This is a genomic window from Anaeromassilibacillus senegalensis (assembly GCF_001261775.1).
GTDB classification, from domain to species: Bacteria; Bacillota; Clostridia; order Oscillospirales; family Acutalibacteraceae; genus Anaeromassilibacillus; species Anaeromassilibacillus senegalensis.
In genome coordinates this window covers 264,929-281,666 of the sequence record NZ_LN868537.1, presented here as the reverse complement: position 1 = coordinate 281,666, position 16,738 = coordinate 264,929, and the positions used below count along the sequence as shown (strand labels likewise).

General features: G+C 51.4%; 13 protein-coding genes and 4 tRNA genes. 3 read left to right on the top strand and 14 right to left on the bottom strand.

The features are described from left to right. Positions 1-368: 368 nt before the first annotated feature. The 4 genes from BN2106_RS06960 to BN2106_RS06945 form a co-directional block, all read right to left on the bottom strand. Positions 369-1,601 carry a DUF4097 family beta strand repeat-containing protein gene (locus BN2106_RS06960; protein ID WP_050697853.1) on the bottom strand — a complete coding sequence of 411 codons (1,233 nt, stop codon included), beginning with the start codon at positions 1,599-1,601 and terminating at the stop codon, positions 369-371. Next, the gene (locus BN2106_RS06955) at positions 1,598-1,948 is read right to left on the bottom strand and encodes a PadR family transcriptional regulator (protein ID WP_050697852.1); all 351 of its coding nucleotides are present in this window, start codon (positions 1,946-1,948) and stop codon (positions 1,598-1,600) included. Before BN2106_RS06955 ends, BN2106_RS06960 begins: the two co-directional genes overlap by 4 nt. Positions 1,949-2,028: 80 nt before the next feature. Then, positions 2,029-2,994, bottom strand: coding sequence for a glycosyltransferase family 2 protein (locus BN2106_RS06950; RefSeq protein WP_050697851.1), 966 nt, complete (start codon positions 2,992-2,994; stop codon positions 2,029-2,031). Positions 2,995-3,081: 87 nt separating this feature from the next. Next, positions 3,082-4,344 carry an HlyC/CorC family transporter gene (locus tag BN2106_RS06945; RefSeq protein WP_050697850.1) on the bottom strand — a complete coding sequence of 421 codons (1,263 nt, stop codon included), beginning with the start codon at positions 4,342-4,344 and terminating at the stop codon, positions 3,082-3,084. A 231-nt stretch (positions 4,345-4,575) separates the two neighbouring features. On the opposite strand from BN2106_RS06945, the gene BN2106_RS06940 reads away from it, so the two are divergent. Then, positions 4,576-4,651: transfer RNA gene (locus BN2106_RS06940), tRNA-Ala, on the top strand. 375 nt (positions 4,652-5,026) lie between these two features. Here the strand turns inward: BN2106_RS06940 and BN2106_RS06935 are convergent. The 10 genes from BN2106_RS06935 to hprK all read right to left on the bottom strand — a co-directional run bounded on the left by BN2106_RS06935 (position 5,027) and on the right by hprK (position 14,728). After that, positions 5,027-5,102 (bottom strand) — tRNA-Thr (locus tag BN2106_RS06935). Between the two features lie 5 nt (positions 5,103-5,107). Further along, a tRNA-Asp gene (locus BN2106_RS06930) sits at positions 5,108-5,184 on the bottom strand. Between the two features lie 4 nt (positions 5,185-5,188). Further along, a tRNA-Trp gene (locus BN2106_RS06925) sits at positions 5,189-5,264 on the bottom strand. 214 nt (positions 5,265-5,478) lie between these two features. Then, positions 5,479-6,447, bottom strand: coding sequence for a 6-phosphofructokinase (pfkA, locus tag BN2106_RS06920; RefSeq protein ID WP_050697849.1), 969 nt, complete (start codon positions 6,445-6,447; stop codon positions 5,479-5,481). Positions 6,448-6,611: 164 nt separating this feature from the next. Next, positions 6,612-10,103 (bottom strand): DNA polymerase III subunit alpha, encoded by a 3,492-nt coding sequence (locus BN2106_RS06915; RefSeq protein ID WP_050697848.1) that lies wholly within the window; start codon positions 10,101-10,103, stop codon positions 6,612-6,614. A gap of 20 nt (positions 10,104-10,123) precedes the next feature. Then, positions 10,124-11,050: a DNA-binding protein WhiA gene (gene whiA, locus BN2106_RS06910; protein ID WP_050697847.1), complete on the bottom strand. Its 927-nt coding sequence runs from the start codon at positions 11,048-11,050 to the stop codon at positions 10,124-10,126. 24 nt (positions 11,051-11,074) lie between these two features. Then, positions 11,075-11,932 (bottom strand): RNase adapter RapZ, encoded by an 858-nt coding sequence (rapZ, locus tag BN2106_RS06905; protein ID WP_050697846.1) that lies wholly within the window; start codon positions 11,930-11,932, stop codon positions 11,075-11,077. 42 nt (positions 11,933-11,974) lie between these two features. Beyond that, complete coding sequence (gene murB / locus BN2106_RS06900) at positions 11,975-12,883, bottom strand: UDP-N-acetylmuramate dehydrogenase (RefSeq protein WP_050697845.1); 909 nt, start codon at positions 12,881-12,883, stop codon at positions 11,975-11,977. Between the two features lie 67 nt (positions 12,884-12,950). Beyond that, positions 12,951-13,703, bottom strand: a complete 753-nt coding sequence (locus tag BN2106_RS06895) for a phosphatase (RefSeq protein ID WP_050697844.1) — start codon at positions 13,701-13,703, stop codon at positions 12,951-12,953. Positions 13,704-13,759: 56 nt separating this feature from the next. Further along, a complete protein-coding gene (hprK, locus tag BN2106_RS06890) occupies positions 13,760-14,728 on the bottom strand; it encodes an HPr(Ser) kinase/phosphatase (protein ID WP_050697843.1) in 969 nt (322 codons plus the stop codon). A gap of 485 nt (positions 14,729-15,213) precedes the next feature. On the opposite strand from hprK, the gene BN2106_RS06885 reads away from it, so the two are divergent. Beyond that, entirely contained in the window at positions 15,214-16,404 is a 1,191-nt protein-coding gene (locus BN2106_RS06885) for a glycosyltransferase (RefSeq protein ID WP_050697842.1), read from the top strand. Positions 16,405-16,481: 77 nt separating this feature from the next. Beyond that, on the top strand, positions 16,482-16,718 hold the full coding sequence (locus BN2106_RS06880; protein WP_050697841.1) for a hypothetical protein: 237 nt from the start codon (positions 16,482-16,484) through the stop codon (positions 16,716-16,718). Positions 16,719-16,738 lie beyond the last annotated feature (20 nt).

Genomic DNA, 16,738 nt, shown 5'->3' with positions numbered 1-16,738 from the left:
TCAATGTTCGCTCAGCCGTCGGAAGCTCTGCTTCCGGTCACGGCGTGCGGTTATTCAATCATTCGCAGGATAAGGCAGGCCCTTTCCAAGGCTGGAATGCCTTTATCCGCCCACCGGGATGATTCAATGTTCGCCCAGCCGTCGGAAGCTCTGCTTCCGGTCACGGCGTGCGGTTATTCAATCATCCGCAGGATAAGGCAGGCCCTTTCCAAGGCTGGAATGCCTTTATCCGCCCACCGGGATGATTCAATGTTCGCCCAGCCGTCGGAAGCTCTGCTTCCGGTCACGGCGTGCGGTTATTATACCATATTGTGCGGTAACCTTCAAGGCAAAAACTTCCCGCCGGCAGCACCAGCGGGAAGCACGTACTATTCTTCAAATGTCACATCGATTGCGCCAATTCGGGTTTCTACCAGCAGTTTTTTGGAACCGTCGCTCTTATTTTCCAAATTGTTGGAGCCGAGAGTCTTGCTGGTCTGTATCTGGTAATCCGACTTTTTCCCCTGTATGCTGCCGCCAATCGCACCGTTATTGGTCTTCAGGCTGATGTTCGGAGAACGAAGGCCGCTCAATACAATCATTCCGTTGTCGGTTTTTACTTCCGTCTTCATGGGTGCTTCAACAGATTGCAGAGAAATCTGCCCATTGTTGGTTTCAATCTCCACTGTATCCGCCGTGCAGGACTGCAGCTCAATCTCCCCGTTTTTCGTTTCCACGTCCAGCTTTGTCCCCGCCTGTACCGTCTCCATGGTGACGCGTCCGTTACTTGTTTCGACAGAAACTTCCAAGGCGGAGATTTTTTCCAGTTTGATTTCCGCGTTCACCGCTTCGCAATCTAACTCCTCCAGATTTTGCAGATCTTTTGCCGTCATATATCCATTGCCGGTTTCCGCCTTAAGCTTTCCGGCATATTCTTTTGGAACCTGAACGGTAATCCGATACATCTCACGATTTTCGTCATACGGTATATTCCTGCTGAGGTCCTGATTTTTCACCTCATACTCCCCGGGCTTTTCCTGGAGCAGTGTATAAACCTGTGTTTCATCCGTTTCGTATTGAATGCGGAATTCCGTTCCCTCTATCGCCTCCAACTGAACTTGTTTGTTTTGCACATCAAGTTTCAGCTCCCGGACGTCCGATAATGGAAGCACAAATTCTTTTGTCTCTTTGACACCGGAGGCGGTCGGATCTACCATCATTGCAGACTGGCTGGGCGCCTGCTCCGATTCGGAGGAATCGGGCAACGTCCTCTCTGAGGAAACCTCCAGGCTTGAAGAGAAATGATCTTCTTCCCAGCTTCCCGGCAAAAGAAAGCTCGCGTAGAATATACCGGTCAGCAGAAGAAGGACCAATACGGTCACTCCCAGCGCCACAAGAAAGGGTTTTGCACCGCCGGGCCGCCGGTTTGGATTCTCCAAAAGAATCTTCTGCGCCAGCTGCTGTACGTCGCCCAGATCCGCCAGCGCCTGCTCCTCCGGAATTCCGCTTTCTATTTTATCTTCTACAATTTCCTGATAGAATGCTAAAATTTTCTCCCGGTCGTCGTCCGGCAGCTTCTTCAAACGTTTCCGTAGCGTCTGAAAATAAGTTTCCTTTGTCATCGCTTTTCTTCCTCCTTAAATGCATGTTCCGCCGCTTTCCGGCCGGCCTGTTCGATAAAGCTGTGTATTTTCTCCAACTCTCTCCACTCCTCGCAGAAATCGTACAGCCTGCGCTTTCCCAATTCCGTCGTTCGGTAGTATTTGCGAAGCCGCCCGTTGTGCGCAAGTGAATAGGTTTCCAGGCAATTGCCCGCCTCCAGCCGGCGGAGAATCGGATACAGCGTCGATTCGGAAATTTCCACGCACTCCGAAATGTCCTTAATGATCTGGTAGCCGTAGGAGTCTGCTTGATCTACAGCCGCCAACACGCAGACTTCCAAAAGGCCTTTCTTTAATTGAATGTCCAAGGTGTATACCTCCTATTGGCTTATATTATACAATGCATAGTATACGCTGTCAAGAAAAGGCTGCTATTTCAGCAGCCTTTTTATGGTTTGCACTTGTACATCCATGGGATCAGGTTCCAGGTACGGAGCTGACGCTTGAGTTCCTTGTCCGTCCTGCGGCCGGGAAGCAACAGCTTGTCATACTCCAGCAGCCGCAGCTGCCCACGGATCGCGTTGTAGCCATTCCCCTCCCGCAGCAGCACGTCCACGCAGTTCATCACGGTTTTGGGAATCACCTGGTCGGTGAAAAGCGCTAGCAGTTCCGGGTCCTGTTTATAGCTGGTCCGCAAAATCAGACCCACGCGAAGCATCGCTTCCACTTTTTCAAAAATATCCTTGCCGATCGGTTTCGTCTTTCCCCGTTTCAGCTCAAACACAGCGTTGCGCGTCAGGATCGTAGGAGACTGCACAATGGTCTGCGCCTGCAAAAGGCAGCGGTATACAAACTCCTCCACATAGCCGTATCGGCATTCTTCATGAAAATAGAGCTCCTTCTCCCGCAGAAAGCTTTTCCGCAGTAGCACCGCGGAAATGTCGATCCTCACAGCGCCGTTGATAACAGCCTTCATATATTCCAGCCCGCCCTGTTTCTGCACTGCTTTGCTGAGCGCCCGGCGTTCCGCCGTGCGGACATCGTCTTCACTAAAGCTGCCAAAAACAAAGTCCGCGTCCGTGCGTGCGGCTGTGTCGAGATAGCCTTTCAGAAAATCCATGTACAAACGGCGCGCAAAGATAAAGGTGACGTAATCTCCAGACGCCTTTTGAATCCCCGTATTTAAAGCGGCGGAAACACTGCCGTCCCCGTTTTGCACCACAAAGCCGCGAAGCCTTTCGTCTTTGATAAACTGGACGCATTCCAGAACCGTACCATCTCTGGAACCCATATCAACAATTAAAAATTCCGTTTCTATTCCATTTACCTGGCTGATAACCGACCGCAGAATTCCGCCGATCTCCTGTTCCACGTTTTTCACAGGAAGTATAATGGATAAGCTTAGCGTTTGCATCCGCCCACCTCCGCCAGCAAATTGGTTTTGTAAAATCAAGTATAGCACATTTATGAAAAGATGGTAGCGTGAAAAGGGCCAAAGATTTTACGCGGACTCGCTTTCTTCTTGTTCCGGAAGCTTCAAAGTCAGCTGCGTGGCATGGTGTGAAGTCGCCTTTGTCACTGCGATTTGCAGACCTTCAAACGTAAAGGTATCTCCCACCGCCGGTATTTTCCCAAGAAGCTCCATCGCCCAGCCTCCCACAGAGGAAGACTCAAAATCATCGGAATCACCCAGATCGAATTCTTCAAACAAATCATGCAGGTCTGCGCTGCAATTGATTAAGTACGTTCTGTCGTCAACCTGTTTAAAATAATCGATGACCACATCGTGTTCATCCCAGATATCACCGACCAGCTCCTCAATGATATCTTCCATCGTGACCAGACCCTCTGTGCCGCCGAATTCATCAACGACGATCGCCATATGGGATTTGGATTTCTGGAGCGTGCGCAGCAGGTCAGAAATTTTGATCCCACCACTGATATAAAGAACCTTCTTTAAAACCTGCTGAATATCAGTGACACCATGGTGCAATGCACTAAAATAGTCCTTTTCATGGATCATGCCGATAATATTATCAATGGAGTCCGAATAAACCGGAAGGCGCGAATAGGTATTCTGGACAAAGAGTTCCGCAATATCGACAAACGGACATTCCTCATCCACGCCGACAATATCGACACGGGGCGTCAAAATGTCATCCGCGGTCAAATCGTCAAATTCAATCGCCGAGCGGATCAGCTCTCCCTTTTCCTCGTCGATGCCGCCTTCATTCTGTGCCTCATCCACAATGGTTTTCAGTTCCTCCTGCGTCATCCGGTTGTCTGTGTTCTTTTTGAACAGCCGGCCCAGCAGTTTTTTCCACTGTGAAAACAGGAAATTGATAGGCGTTAAAATGGTCATCAGAAATCTTAGGAAAGGGGCGCTAAACCGGGCAAACGACTCCGGATTTTCTTTCGCAAGGCTTTTGGGGGAAATCTCTCCAAAAATCAGCACCACAATGGTCATGACCGCCGTGGAAACAGAGACGCCCGGGTCCCCCATCCATCTGGTGAAGATAATGGTCGCCAAGGAAGCACCCGCAATATTGACGATGTTATTGCCGATCAGAATCGTCGATAGCATCTTATCGTAATTATCGGCAAGCGAAAGGGTTAGCGCTGCCCGGCTGTCTCCATCCTCCGCGGCATTTTTCAGCCGGATGCGGTTCAGCGTTGTAAAAGCTGTTTCCGAAGCAGAAAAATAGCCTGAAAACACCACGCAAACCAAAATACCAATCAATATTCCTATGTCAGAACCTTCCATTTTTCGTCTCCTCATTTACTAGATTTTAAGTTTGTAAAAATATATTTTAGCAGAGTCCAAAGAGATTTTCAATCATTCCTTGTTAAGAAACACCGGATCGACCGTTTTTGTGCGTTACCTGAATCGTACGGTATTTTTCTTTGATAAAATAGCGGTATTTTTTTTAAAAACCTCTTGCGTTCTATCAAAATATGTGCTAATATTATGAAGCTGTTTCGCAGCAGACTATTCGGGGCATTAGCTCAGCTGGGAGAGCGCTACACTGGCAGTGTAGAGGTCAGCGGTTCGATCCCGCTATGCTCCACCAAAAGCCGAACTTCTTTAACGAGAAGTTCGGCTTTTTTATTTGCTGGTTGAGCACTGTAAGCGATCATAATGAATCTGGATACCGTTTGTTAACAGGCGGCACAAAACATCTGTCCCGTATCACACAAATTCAGACTGGATGCAACGTGCGTTTTCATCTCTTAGTGGGAATGACAGGACATTGCATCACGCGGTGTTTTTCTTTTCTCTGCAACCCGCAGGATTCAGACGGCCTGACATTCCTTTGTCCGGCAGAACTTTTACTTCTCTATGTCTCTCCAGCACACCGTTTTTCTTTTGGGTAGCTTTTGCCCGCAGTTCCAAAAAACCAGGTAGAACAAAAAATCCAGCAACCAAACGGTTACTGGATTTTTTTTGGAGCTGCTAACGCGATTCGAACGCGTGACCTCGTCCTTACCAAGGACGTGCTCTGCCAACTGAGCCATAGCAGCGGAATTGGCGACTCGGAACGGGATCGAACCGTCGACCTCTAGCGTGACAGGCTAGCGTTCTAACCAGCTGAACTACCGAGCCGTATTGGCAGGGGCAGAAGGACTTGAACCCTCGGCACGCGGTTTTGGAGACCGCTGCTCTACCAACTGAGCTATACCCCTATTTTTTCGCGGTACTCTCAAGCGCGAGTATTATATTACCATCACTTGCGCAATCTGTCAATACATTTTTTAAATTTTTTTACGTTTTCTTGTAGATTCATGTTGGAAGAGCTTTTTTAGTATTCGCAAGCCTTCATCGAATTATCACCACAGGAATAAAAAACCTCTGGAAAAGAGCAACACCCTTTTTCCAGAGGCCTTTTCCGGTTCAAAATCAGATGGAAATCTTCAGCGCAATATCATAAAGCTCTTTATTAAACGGGCGCGTCATCGCCAACGCCTCCGTAATATCCAGGTCTGTAACCTTGCCGTCACGCACAACTACCACACGGTTGCTTCTGCCCTCGCTGAGCAGCTGCACCGCTTTATAGCCCATTTCGCTTGCAACAACACGGTCGCGCAGGGTCGGGGAACCACCGCGCTGCACGTGGCCCAGAACAGTCGCTCTGGTTTCAATTCCGGTGCTCGCCTCAATTTTCTTTGCAAGCTCCGTCACGCCGCCGACGCCTTCTGCCACCACAATAATAAAATGCTTCTTGCCTGTCTTCTGCGTAAACTGCATGCGGTCAATGATGTCCTTCTGGAAATCATAGGGAACTTCCGGAACCAGAATAACGGTTGCGCCGACCGCAATACCGACCTGCAACGCCAAATCGCCGCAGCGTCTGCCCATCACCTCAACTACACTGCAGCGGTCGTGGGATTCTGTGGTATCGCGCAGGCGGTCCACCATCTCCACAGCGGTGTTCATCGCGGTATCAAAGCCAACGGTGTATTCGCTGCTGGAAACGTCATTATCGATTGTTCCGGGAATACAGTTGCACGGAATGCCAGCGCCGGTCAGGTCGCGCGCACCGCGGAAAGAACCGTCGCCGCCGATGACAACCACGCCCTCAATGCCCAGTTTGCGGCACATATCGGCTGCTTTCTGAACGCCTTCCGGGGTATTATATTCCTTACTTCTGGCGGTATACAACATTGTGCCGCCGTGATGGATGATATCAGAAACACTGCGAAGGTCCATTTCAAACACATCGCCGTTCAAAAGGCCATGATAACCTCTGTGAATACCCAAAACGCGCATCCCGGACGTTAAACCGGTTCTCGCAACCGCGCGTACAGCCGCATTCATTCCTGGGGCGTCACCGCCGCTCGTTAAAACAGCAATTGTTTTCATACTCATAACCGCATCCTCCTAGACAATAATTCCAAAATATTGATGAAAGCAGCGCAAAAAGCGCTAAGACTGGATTCTTTCTCCAATTATCCCTATTATAGCGTAACTTGCAAGAATTAATCAAGATGATTTTATGGATAATTCGACCCGCTATATGGATTTTTTAATCATCATTCTACTAAGACAACATTCGCCTCCCCCAGAAGTTTTTTCAGCTCCCGCGTCAGGACCGCATTCACGCTGACCCGCATGGAGGCCGGCGCCAAAACCAGCTTCTTTGTATCATTAAAATAAATATACAGCGGTGTAGGGCCTTCAAAAACCGCCAGATATTTTTTTGCCTTGTCATAAAGAGGGCTTTCCTGATTCGGTACTTTAATATAGTACCCAGGCCGTTTCGATTTTTTCTGCACCGCTGCGCCGCCCGGCTCCGATTGTCCCGGCGGCGGGAGCACCTGTTCGCAGACCAGCTTCGCATCTTCGTCCTCTCGAATGCTGAGCCGCCCTTTTACCTGCACAATCGTCCCTTCCGCAATCAATCCCGCATATTGGGTCAATGTGCTGGGAAACACCAAAATTTCAATGGAACCAAACATATCCTCCAATGTAACAAACGCCATCGTGCTGTTGCTTTTGGTCACCTTCATGCGTACCTTGGTCAGAATCCCCAACAGCGTCACCCTGTCGCCGTCTCTGTACCGGCCATTGTCTTCCTGCGCGTCATCCAGCAGCTCGCCTGTTTTGGCCGCATGAAGTTTCTCGTATTCTCCGAGATACGCCGCCATCGGATGACCGGAAAGGTACATGCCGGCCGCTTCCTTTTCCATCGCCAGCTTGTCCGCAATGCTCAGGTCCTCCATGGGCCGAATGCTGAACTCCTCTTCCGCCGTCTGCGGCAGCAGGCTGTCAAAGAAGCCGAGCTGCCCGTCCACATTGCGCCGTTTGTCAGCATCCAGAGAATCCAGAACAGAAGACACGCTTTCCAGCATCTGCTTACGGTTATAGCCCAGATTGTCCAGGGCGCCGCATTTAACCAGGCTTTCCAGCGCACGTCGATTCAGGTCCTTGCCGTACATACGCTTACAGAAATTATAAAAGGATGTATAGGGGCCACCCTGTTCCCGCTCCTGCAACAGGCCGCTGATGAAGCCCCTGCCCAAATTGCGCACCGCCAGGAGGCCAAAGCGGATATCCTCTCCTGAAACGATAAAGCCGTTGCCGCTCTGGTTCACGTGCGGCGGCAGGACTTTAATCCCCAGCCGCATACATTCCGCAATATAGGCGGACAGCTTATTGGTATTGTCCAACACGCTGGTCAACAGCGCCGCAAGATACTCGCGCGGATAGTAGTATTTTAGCCAAGCGGTCTGATAGGCAACCGTTGCGTACGCTGCCGCATGGGATTTATTAAACGCATAGGATGCAAAGCTTTCCATCTCGTTAAAGATTGCAATTGCCGTGGATTCGTCGACGCCGCGCCGGATACAGCCATCCACTTCGACAGTCCCGTCCTCATTGGTCAGGCCATAAATAAAAATCTGCCGCTCCTTTTCCATGATGGAGGCCTTTTTCTTACTCATTGCGCGGCGTACGATGTCCGCGCGCCCCAGAGAGTACCCCGCCAAACTGCGGAATATCTGCATGACCTGCTCCTGATAGACGATACAACCGTATGTCACGTCCAGAATGTCCTTCAGAAGCGGGTGGCGAAACCGCACTTTTTCCGGATGGTGGCGGCATTCCACATATTTGGGAATCGATTCCATCGGCCCGGGGCGGTACAGAGAAATAACCGCGATCAAATCTTCCAAGTGCTCCGGACGCAGCTGCATGATAACGCTGCGCATACCGGCCGATTCAAACTGGAACACACCATCCGTCGCGCCGGTGGAAAGCATATCATATACCTTGCGGTCATCATAGGAAATCTTATTGATGTGGAAATCCGGGCTCTTTCTCTGAATCATCTCCTGCGCGTCGTTGATCACAGACAGGTTGCGCAGGCCGAGAAAATCCATTTTGAGCAGGCCCAGTTCTTCCAGTGTGGTCATGGTATACTGTGTCACAATGGAATCGTTATTCTTCGCCAAAGGCACATACTCATAGACAGGCCGGTCCGTGATGACGACGCCCGCCGCGTGGGTGGACGCATTGCGGGGCATGCCCTCCAGCTGGCGCGCCATATCCAAAAGGTCATGCACCTGCTGGTCGGTATCATATTTCTGGCGCAACTCCTGAGAAACCTTCAACGCCTTTTCCAACGTGACGTTTGTACCCGGCTCAATAGGCACCAGTTTTGCAATCGCATCCACCGCAGCGTATGGGATCGCCATCGCGCGCCCCACGTCCCGGATGGAACCGCGCGCCGCCATGGTGCCGAAGGTAACGATCTGCGCCACATGGTCGCTTCCGTACTTGCGCACGACATATTCGATCATCTCCTGCCGGCGTTCGTCACTGAAATCGATGTCAAAGTCCGGCATGCTGATGCGCTCCGGATTCAGGAACCGCTCAAACAGAAGGTTGTATTTTAACGGATCGATGCCGGTGATGCCGATGCAATATGCCGCCAAGCTTCCCGCACCGGAGCCTCTGCCCGGGCCAACCGGGATTCCGACACTTTTCGCATAGCGGACAAAATCGTACACAATCAGATAGTAATTGACGTACCCCATCTTTTCGATGGTGGAAAGCTCGTATTCAAGCCGGTCGACAATGGACGGATCCGGGTTTTCCCCATAGTAGCGGTGCAGGCCTTCATAGCATTTCTCGCGGAAATAACTGACGTTGTCCTGTCCGTTCGGGGTTTCAAAACGCGGCAGCTTGGTTTTGCCAAACTCAAATTCCACCTCGCACCGCTCCGCGATTTTCCAGGTGTTATCCGCCGCCTCCGGGTGATCCGGGAACAGCGCCCGCATCTCCTCTTCCGACTTAAAATAAAACTCGTCGGAGGCGAATTCCATCCCATCTTTGTCCTCTACGGTATGGTTCGTCTGGATGCACAGCAGGATGTGATGCATCTTGCTGTCTTCCTTCCGGATATAGTGGCAGTCGTTTGTCACGACCAGCGGGATACCCGTTTCTTGAGACAGCTGAATGATGCGGGGATTGATCATCTTCTGCTCCCGGATCCCGTGGTCCTGCAATTCCAGATAAAAATTTCCGTCACCGAAAATGGACTGATAGCGCAGGGATGCTTCCTTCGCCCGGTCATAGTCGTTCGACGTCAGTGCGCGCGCCACCTCGCCCGCCAGGCAGGCGGACAATGCAATCAAGCCCTCGTGATGTTTCTCCAACAGCTCAAAATCGACGCGCGGCTTGCTGTAAAAGCCCTCGGTCCAGCTCTGGGACACAATCTTAGCCAGATTTTGATACCCCGTGTTATTTTCGCAGAGGAGAACCAGATGCCGGTGCTCGGAATCCAGCTCTCTGGTTTTGTCAAACCGGGTCCGCTGCGCCACATAAACTTCACAGCCGATGATTGGTTTGATTCCCCGCGCCTTTGCGGCTTTATAAAAATCCACCGCGCCATACATGACGCCGTGGTCCGTGATGGCAACCGCCTTGTCGCCGCGTTCCGCCGCGGCATCCAGCAGCCGGTTGATCCGGCACGCGCCGTCCAACAGGCTGTATTCTGTATGTAAATGCAGGTGTGCAAACATTGTATTCCTCCCTTCTTCCCTCAGGACCGATCCGGCAGCTGCTCGGCAAAATCCACAATGCGCTGCAGACGATGGTTCACACCGGAGCGGCTGAGGGGCGGTTCCAGAATCTGCCCCAGCTCCCGCAGGGACATATCCGGATTTTGCCGGCGAAGTTCCGCCAGTTCCTGCAATTCTTCCGGTAACTCGCCCAGCCCAGTTGTTTCCACAATCCTTTGAATCGCCAACAGCTGCTTTGCCGCGGCAGACGCGGTCTTGTCAAGATTTGCCGTCTCAAAGTTGGTCTTGCGGTTGACACTGTTGCGAACTTCCTTCAGCATTTTGATCTGCATCAGCTCCATTGCCGCCGCCTGTGCCCCCAAAAACGCCAACAGGTCTGTGACGCGCTCCGACCCCTTGATATACACCACAAAGGAGCCTTTTCGGTTCGTCAGTCCGGGCTGTAAATCCAGCCCGCAGACTTCCAACAGCGTGACAAGGTCTTTTGCCAGATTGTGATACGGCGCCACAAATTCCAAATGATAGTCCTTGTTGGGATCCGTCACGGACCCACAGCACAAAAATGCGCCGCGCAGAAAAGCGCTGACACAACATTCGTTCGGCAGATTGCTCCGGCGGATACGCAGGTTCAGCTCGTCAAAGGTATGGCCAAACTGCTCCTGGATCATCTGCCGCTGGTTGTCCCCTTCAATTGTGATTGTAAAGGTATTTTTATTTTCTTTCCGATGGGACAGCACACTGCGCACGTCCGCAATTACGCCGATACTCTGCGCGGCCAGCAGCGCCAGACAGCGCGCGGCAGCGGCGTTCTCCGTCACCATGCAGACGGAGGATTTTGAGAAACTTCTTCCAAATAAAAGCAAACCGTAGCACTCCGCCTTTTGACAGCAGGAGTTCTGCGGCATGACCTTACACATTTCATTTTTGGCATCCGATGCAAAAGACATCGCCTCACCACCTGTCGCCGTTCGTTATTTTCGAATGTCCCTGTGGTTGACGCTGGTGCGCCTGCCATCCTCCAGCAAATGGTCGTATAAAAGCTGCGCCAGGGCGACGGAGCGGTGCTTTCCGCCCGTGCAGCCGATGGCTACGACCAGCTGGCTTTTTCCTTCGTTGCAATACAGCGGAATCATATAGTCGATCAGGCTGATAAACCGCTTGACAAAGCCCTTGGTCTGCTCCCACTTCATGACATAAGAATACACGGGTTCGTCCAACCCGGTCAGATATTTCAGCTCTTCAATGTAAAATGGGTTGGGCAGGCAGCGCACGTCGAAAACCAGGTCCGCCTCCGTTGGAATTCCGTATTTGAAACCAAAGGACACGCAGTGGATCATCAGCGCGTCGGAGGAATCCCCCAGGAACAGGTTGGAAATGCGTTCCTTGAGCTGCGCGGGCGAAAGAAAAGAAGTATCGATGATATAGTCCGCCTTTTCCCGCACGGAACGCAGAATCTCCCGCTCCAGCTTTACCGCCTGCTCCAAGGAACCCAAATTGTTCTCCGCCAGCGGATGTTTTCTTCTTGTCTCCTTAAACCGGTTGATCAACACAAAATCATTGGCGTCCAGAAAAAGGATCTTATATGCTTTCTCTTCGTTTTTTAGTTCGTCAAGCGTTTCAAAGAGGCTGCTGAACATATCCCCGCCGCGGATATCGGTCACGACCGCCACCCGGGTAAACGTGTTTTCCGCCTTTTCGCACAGATCATAGAAGGTGGAAATCAGCTTTGGCGGAATATTGTCCACGCAGTAAAAGCCGATATCCTCCAGCGCGTCTACCGCCCTGGATTTTCCCGCTCCTGAAAGCCCTGTTACAATTAAAAATTCCATTGCATTCACTATCCTTTCTCGCAGCAATTCCTGCCGTATCCGTTACGAAATCGCCCGAACCTCGCACTCCAATGTGACGCCGGTCTTTTTCAGGACCGTCTCCTGAATCACTTCGATCAGCTTCAATACGTCGCGGCACGTTGCACCGCCCAAATTGACAATAAAACCCGCGTGCTTCTCGCTGACCGCCGCGCCGCCGACCTTTCGGCCCTTCAGCCCGCATTGCTCGATCAGCGTACCTGCAAAATACCCCTCCGGGCGCTTGAAGACACTGCCGGCGCTGGGCTTGTTCAGCGGCTGCTTGGACTTGCGCCGGTCGTAATAGTCCTCCATCCGCAGCGCGATTTGCTGCGCATTTCCCTTTTGCAGCTCCAGTTCCACGGACGTGATGACACAGCCGTTTCCCATATAGGCGCTGTGCCGGTAACCGTATTGCAGCGCTTCTCCACGCAGGCAGCCTGCCGTTCCGTCCGGCGCAATATGGTGGACACAGGTCACAACCTGCTTCATCTCCCCGCCGTACGCGCCCGCGTTCATAAACGCGGCGCCTCCGGTGGAACCGGGGATCCCCCATGCAAATTCCAGCCCGGTCAGGCTCCGGTCTTTGGCAAAATTGCAGAGTCCCATCAGAGAGAGCCCAGCGCCGCAAACGACGCCAGTCTCCTCCTTCTGCTCAACCTTGCAGAAATCGCCATCCAGAAAAACCACTGCGCCGCGAATGCCTTCATCGCTCACCAGAAGATTGGAGCCATTGCCCAACAGCATTGTGGGCACTTTTTGTTTCTGCGCTTCTTTCAAAAACGCAGACAGCATTTCTTCCGTGTGAACGGTTACAAACAGGTCAGCCGGGCCGCCGATTTTGAAAGTCGTGTGACGGTACATCGGCTCCTGAAGGGAAACCGCACACCCCAGCGCACGGGCCTTATTCTCAAGCTCTTTCATTAATTCCATCGGTATTCCTTTCTGAAATAAATGATATGGATTGTCCTGCCCATTTGGGAAACGGGCAGGACGAAAGTCAGATCAGTTTCAGCTCCAGCAGGGGGTCTTCAAACACATGTGTGTATGTCCGCAGATATTGATTGAACCGCTCCACGTTGGAATTGACCACCAGCTCCTCCGGAAACTCCAGCTCCTGCAGCAAGCGCAGCGCATTTTCAAAACAACCCACACGGGATGAAAAATGCGAGTCGGTATTGACCACAATCGGCACGCCATACTGTTTGCAGAGCTTCATAATCTGCACGCAGTTTTTTACAGAACTTCTGCGGTTGCTGAAGGTGGATTCATTCAGCTCCACCAACTTTCCGTGCCGGCCAAACTCCGGAATCACACGCTCGTAATCGTATTTGTACCGCTCCGTGCCGCTGTGCCCGATGACGTTGACATGCGGATTTTGCGCGACGCCCAGCCATGCATTCGTAATCGCCTCCACCGTCGGCGTCTCCTCCGGCATACAGGGTTCATGCATGGAAGCGACAATCCAGTCCAGGCTCTCAACGTCCGCATCCAGCAGGTCCGTACCGCCTTCGTAGTTCACAACATTGCATTCCTCTCCCCGGAGGACGAGAACATCTTCCAGCTTATGCGGTACAACCACCAGGTTTTGGAAATACCAGCGTCCGGGCGCGCCCGGCATTTTTCTGCCGTGGTCCGTAATGGCAAGGGCATACAGGCCCTTGCAGGCCGCCGCATGCACCATTTCTGTCAGAGTGGAGTAGGCGTGCGTGGAAGCCAGCGTATGGCAATGTGTATCTGCAATGATATTCATATTAACTCCTGTTCATTCACTAAATCTACGGGAATATAAAACCGCATAGAACCATTTTACAGGTCGAGATCCAGTTTTTTCTCGTCTTCCTGCAAGGAGGAGATATCCATACCGAGGCTGGCGAGCAGTTCCGTCGCGGCATTATAGCCCATCTTCTTCTGACGGTTATTCATCGCGGCAACCTCGATGATGATCGCAAGATTTCGGCCGGGCTTGACAGGAATCGTGAGAACCGGCACCTTGATGCCGAGAATCTCCGTATATTCGCTGTCGATGCCCATACGGTCATAGACCTTCTTATTGTCCCAGATTTCCAGGTTGATGACCATATCGATTTTTTCCGTCACCTTGACAGCGCCCATACCAAAAATCCGTCGCGCATTGATAATACCGATGCCGCGCAGTTCGATAAAGTGGCGGATATTCTTTGGTGCGGAGCCGACAAGCGATTTGGCAGATACCCGGCGGATTTCCACCGCGTCGTCCGCGATCAGACGATGGCCACGTTTGATCAGTTCAATCGCCGTCTCGCTTTTACCGACGCCGCTGTCTCCCACCAGCAGGATTCCTTCGCCGTATACCTCCACCAAGACGCCGTGGCGCGTGATGCGGGGCGCCAGCTCGACGTTCATGAACTGCACCAGCGCCGCCACCAGACTGGAAGTTGTCTCCTGCGTGCCAAGCAGCGGCACATCGTTATTCTTGGTCGCGTCCAACAGTTCCGGAGGGGGCTCCAACCCGCGCGCGATGATGACCGCCGGGGGCTTTTTTGAGAACATTTCATCCAGAACGTCCCTGCGCTGCTTTGCGGGAATCGAATTCAAAAAGGCGGTTTCCGCGTTGCCCAATATGACAATTCGGTTGGTATCATAATAATCAAAGAAATGGTTGAGCTCCAGGCCCGGACGGTTCACATCCATGGAGGAAATCATAATTTTATCGGGATCCCCGCACATGTTGATCACGTCCAAAGAAAGCTCTTCTATCACTTTGGACAAAGACACACTGAAATTACTTGTTGGCATTGATACACCTGCTTTCTCTTTTTAACAAAATCCGCATCGGGAAAGGACTGTACTATTGTTATTATATATCAATATGGGGCAAGTTTAAAGAGATTTATTAAAATTATGCCACGGATTTTCTGTTGAAGAAGGGAGGTTCTATGCTATAATAACCTCACGCCGTTTGCGAAAACAGAGCTTCCGACGCCTGAGAGAACATTGTTCCGTTGTGATGGAGGCTCCGCCTCTCCATGGAATAATAACCTCACGCCGTTTGCGGAAGCAGAGCTTCCGACGGCTGAGAGAACATTGAGCCATATTTTTACATCAGTTTGACTGATGAACCGTCCTGAAAGACGTTTGGACTGTTGCACAGTCTTTCAATATGGTATAATAAAATAGGTATTCATGATTTATTGACGGAAATAAACCAAATTTGTTTTCTCCGCTGTCCGGTCAAACAACATTGACCGCTTCAGCACGATCGATACAGGACAGGTGAAAGAATGAAAATTGCCATCTTTTTGGAATCCTATCTGACCCCAACCGACGCATCCGCCGCACACGTCTCTATCCTGCGTGCGGGCCTGATTAAGCGCGGTCACGAAGTTCTGATTGTCACTTCCGACCTGGAGACGGATGAGTGCTACGAACAGGACAATATTGTCTACTGCCCCGCCAGGCCGAGTCCCAATGTCTGTGGACAGAGCGCGCGGGTAGGAAAAACGTCCGCTCTTTTCCCTTACATCGACGAATTCGCGCCGGATCTTGTCCACATTCATACTATTACGGAAACCGGAGCTGCCGGATTGAAATACGCGCAGAAAAACCGTTTGCCCGTAGTCTGTACACTGCACAATTTACACGATGTACTTTACGGGTACGAAACCAATAAAGCCATGGATTTGCTCAGCAAGAAGCAATGTCAGCTCTTGTTTAAAAAAATTGTTTCCGCATCGGACCTGATTACAACTGCCTCCCAAAAAAACAAGGATATTGTAAAAGATTTTACAGACAACGCAGTGCAAATGATCCCCTACTGCGTCGACACCGAGTTGTTTCAGCCCATCCTGGCAGGCAGCCAGACGGCAAAAGAGGATATGCGCGCCCGCCTGCATCTCACCGGCGGCAAAGCCGGTTTTGTATATACCGGGCAGCTTTCCGAGGCCAACCGCCTTTCCAATCTGCTGGAGCTCTGGAGCCGGTCTTTTTCAGTCAAAGACAATTTGCAGCTTGTCCTCGTAGGAAGCGGAAAAGACGCTTCCCCTTTGATGGAACGGGCGAAAGTCCTCGGAATAACCGACCGCGTCACCTTTGCCGGTGGGCTGACACGCGATGATCTGAACCTCTGTTATTCTGTCTGCAAGGCTTTTGTCAGCGCTTCCACGTCGCCTACCATGGAATCCTTTCCGCTGGAAGCAATCGCCGGCGGACTGCCCGTCCTGCTGAAAGCAGATTGTGCCAACGCAGATCTGGTCATCAGCGGCGTCAATGGATTTACATACCATACAGATCAGGAATTTGCAGAGCTTGTTAAAAAACTTGCACAGCTTGACGCCGACGGCGAAATCCTGATGCGCAAGCTGGTTCGCAAAACAGCCGCCAGCTTGACAGATATGAACCAGGCCATTGCACTGGAAGAATGCTATCAGGCCGCGATCGCCCTTTCTTTACAAAAGCCGGGCCAAAACGGCTAATCTCCGTTATTTGAATAAGTCCCATTTTTTGGTCCATACTGGAAGCATACTATTTGATGGACAAGGAGATGTTTCCTATGGCACGCAATCGCAGAGGAATGGACTTTGACGCAGAGATTATGAAAGTGGAAATGCAGATTACACGCTGGAAAAAGACCATCGTCGAGCTGGAAGAGAAAAAGCGGGATTTGCTCAATGCAAAGCGCGAGGCGGAAATTTGCGCCCTGTACGACGCGGTGCAGCGATCCGGAAAATCCGTGGAAGAAGTACTCTCCATGCTTTCTCCCGTTTCTGAAATGGAAAACGCAGGTTAAAATGCAAAAAGTTACCTCCC

Excerpts from the sequence above, each read along its gene's own strand:
- BN2106_RS06915 (WP_050697848.1), bottom strand. The coding sequence starts at position 10,103 with ATGTTTGCACACCTGCATTTACATACAGAATACAGCCTGTTGGACGGC.
- BN2106_RS06885 (WP_050697842.1), top strand. The coding sequence starts at position 15,214 with ATGAAAATTGCCATCTTTTTGGAATCCTATCTGACCCCAACCGACGCA.
- BN2106_RS06945 (WP_050697850.1), bottom strand. The coding sequence starts at position 4,344 with ATGGAAGGTTCTGACATAGGAATATTGATTGGTATTTTGGTTTGCGTG.
- BN2106_RS06950 (WP_050697851.1), bottom strand. The coding sequence starts at position 2,994 with ATGCAAACGCTAAGCTTATCCATTATACTTCCTGTGAAAAACGTGGAA.
- rapZ (WP_050697846.1), bottom strand. The coding sequence starts at position 11,932 with ATGGAATTTTTAATTGTAACAGGGCTTTCAGGAGCGGGAAAATCCAGG.
- murB (WP_050697845.1), bottom strand. The coding sequence starts at position 12,883 with ATGGAATTAATGAAAGAGCTTGAGAATAAGGCCCGTGCGCTGGGGTGT.
- hprK (WP_050697843.1), bottom strand. The coding sequence starts at position 14,728 with ATGCCAACAAGTAATTTCAGTGTGTCTTTGTCCAAAGTGATAGAAGAG.
- pfkA (WP_050697849.1), bottom strand. The coding sequence starts at position 6,447 with ATGAGTATGAAAACAATTGCTGTTTTAACGAGCGGCGGTGACGCCCCA.
- whiA (WP_050697847.1), bottom strand. The coding sequence starts at position 11,050 with ATGTCTTTTGCATCGGATGCCAAAAATGAAATGTGTAAGGTCATGCCG.
- BN2106_RS06880 (WP_050697841.1), top strand. The coding sequence starts at position 16,482 with ATGGCACGCAATCGCAGAGGAATGGACTTTGACGCAGAGATTATGAAA.
- BN2106_RS06960 (WP_050697853.1), bottom strand. The coding sequence starts at position 1,601 with ATGACAAAGGAAACTTATTTTCAGACGCTACGGAAACGTTTGAAGAAG.
- BN2106_RS06895 (WP_050697844.1), bottom strand. The coding sequence starts at position 13,703 with ATGAATATCATTGCAGATACACATTGCCATACGCTGGCTTCCACGCAC.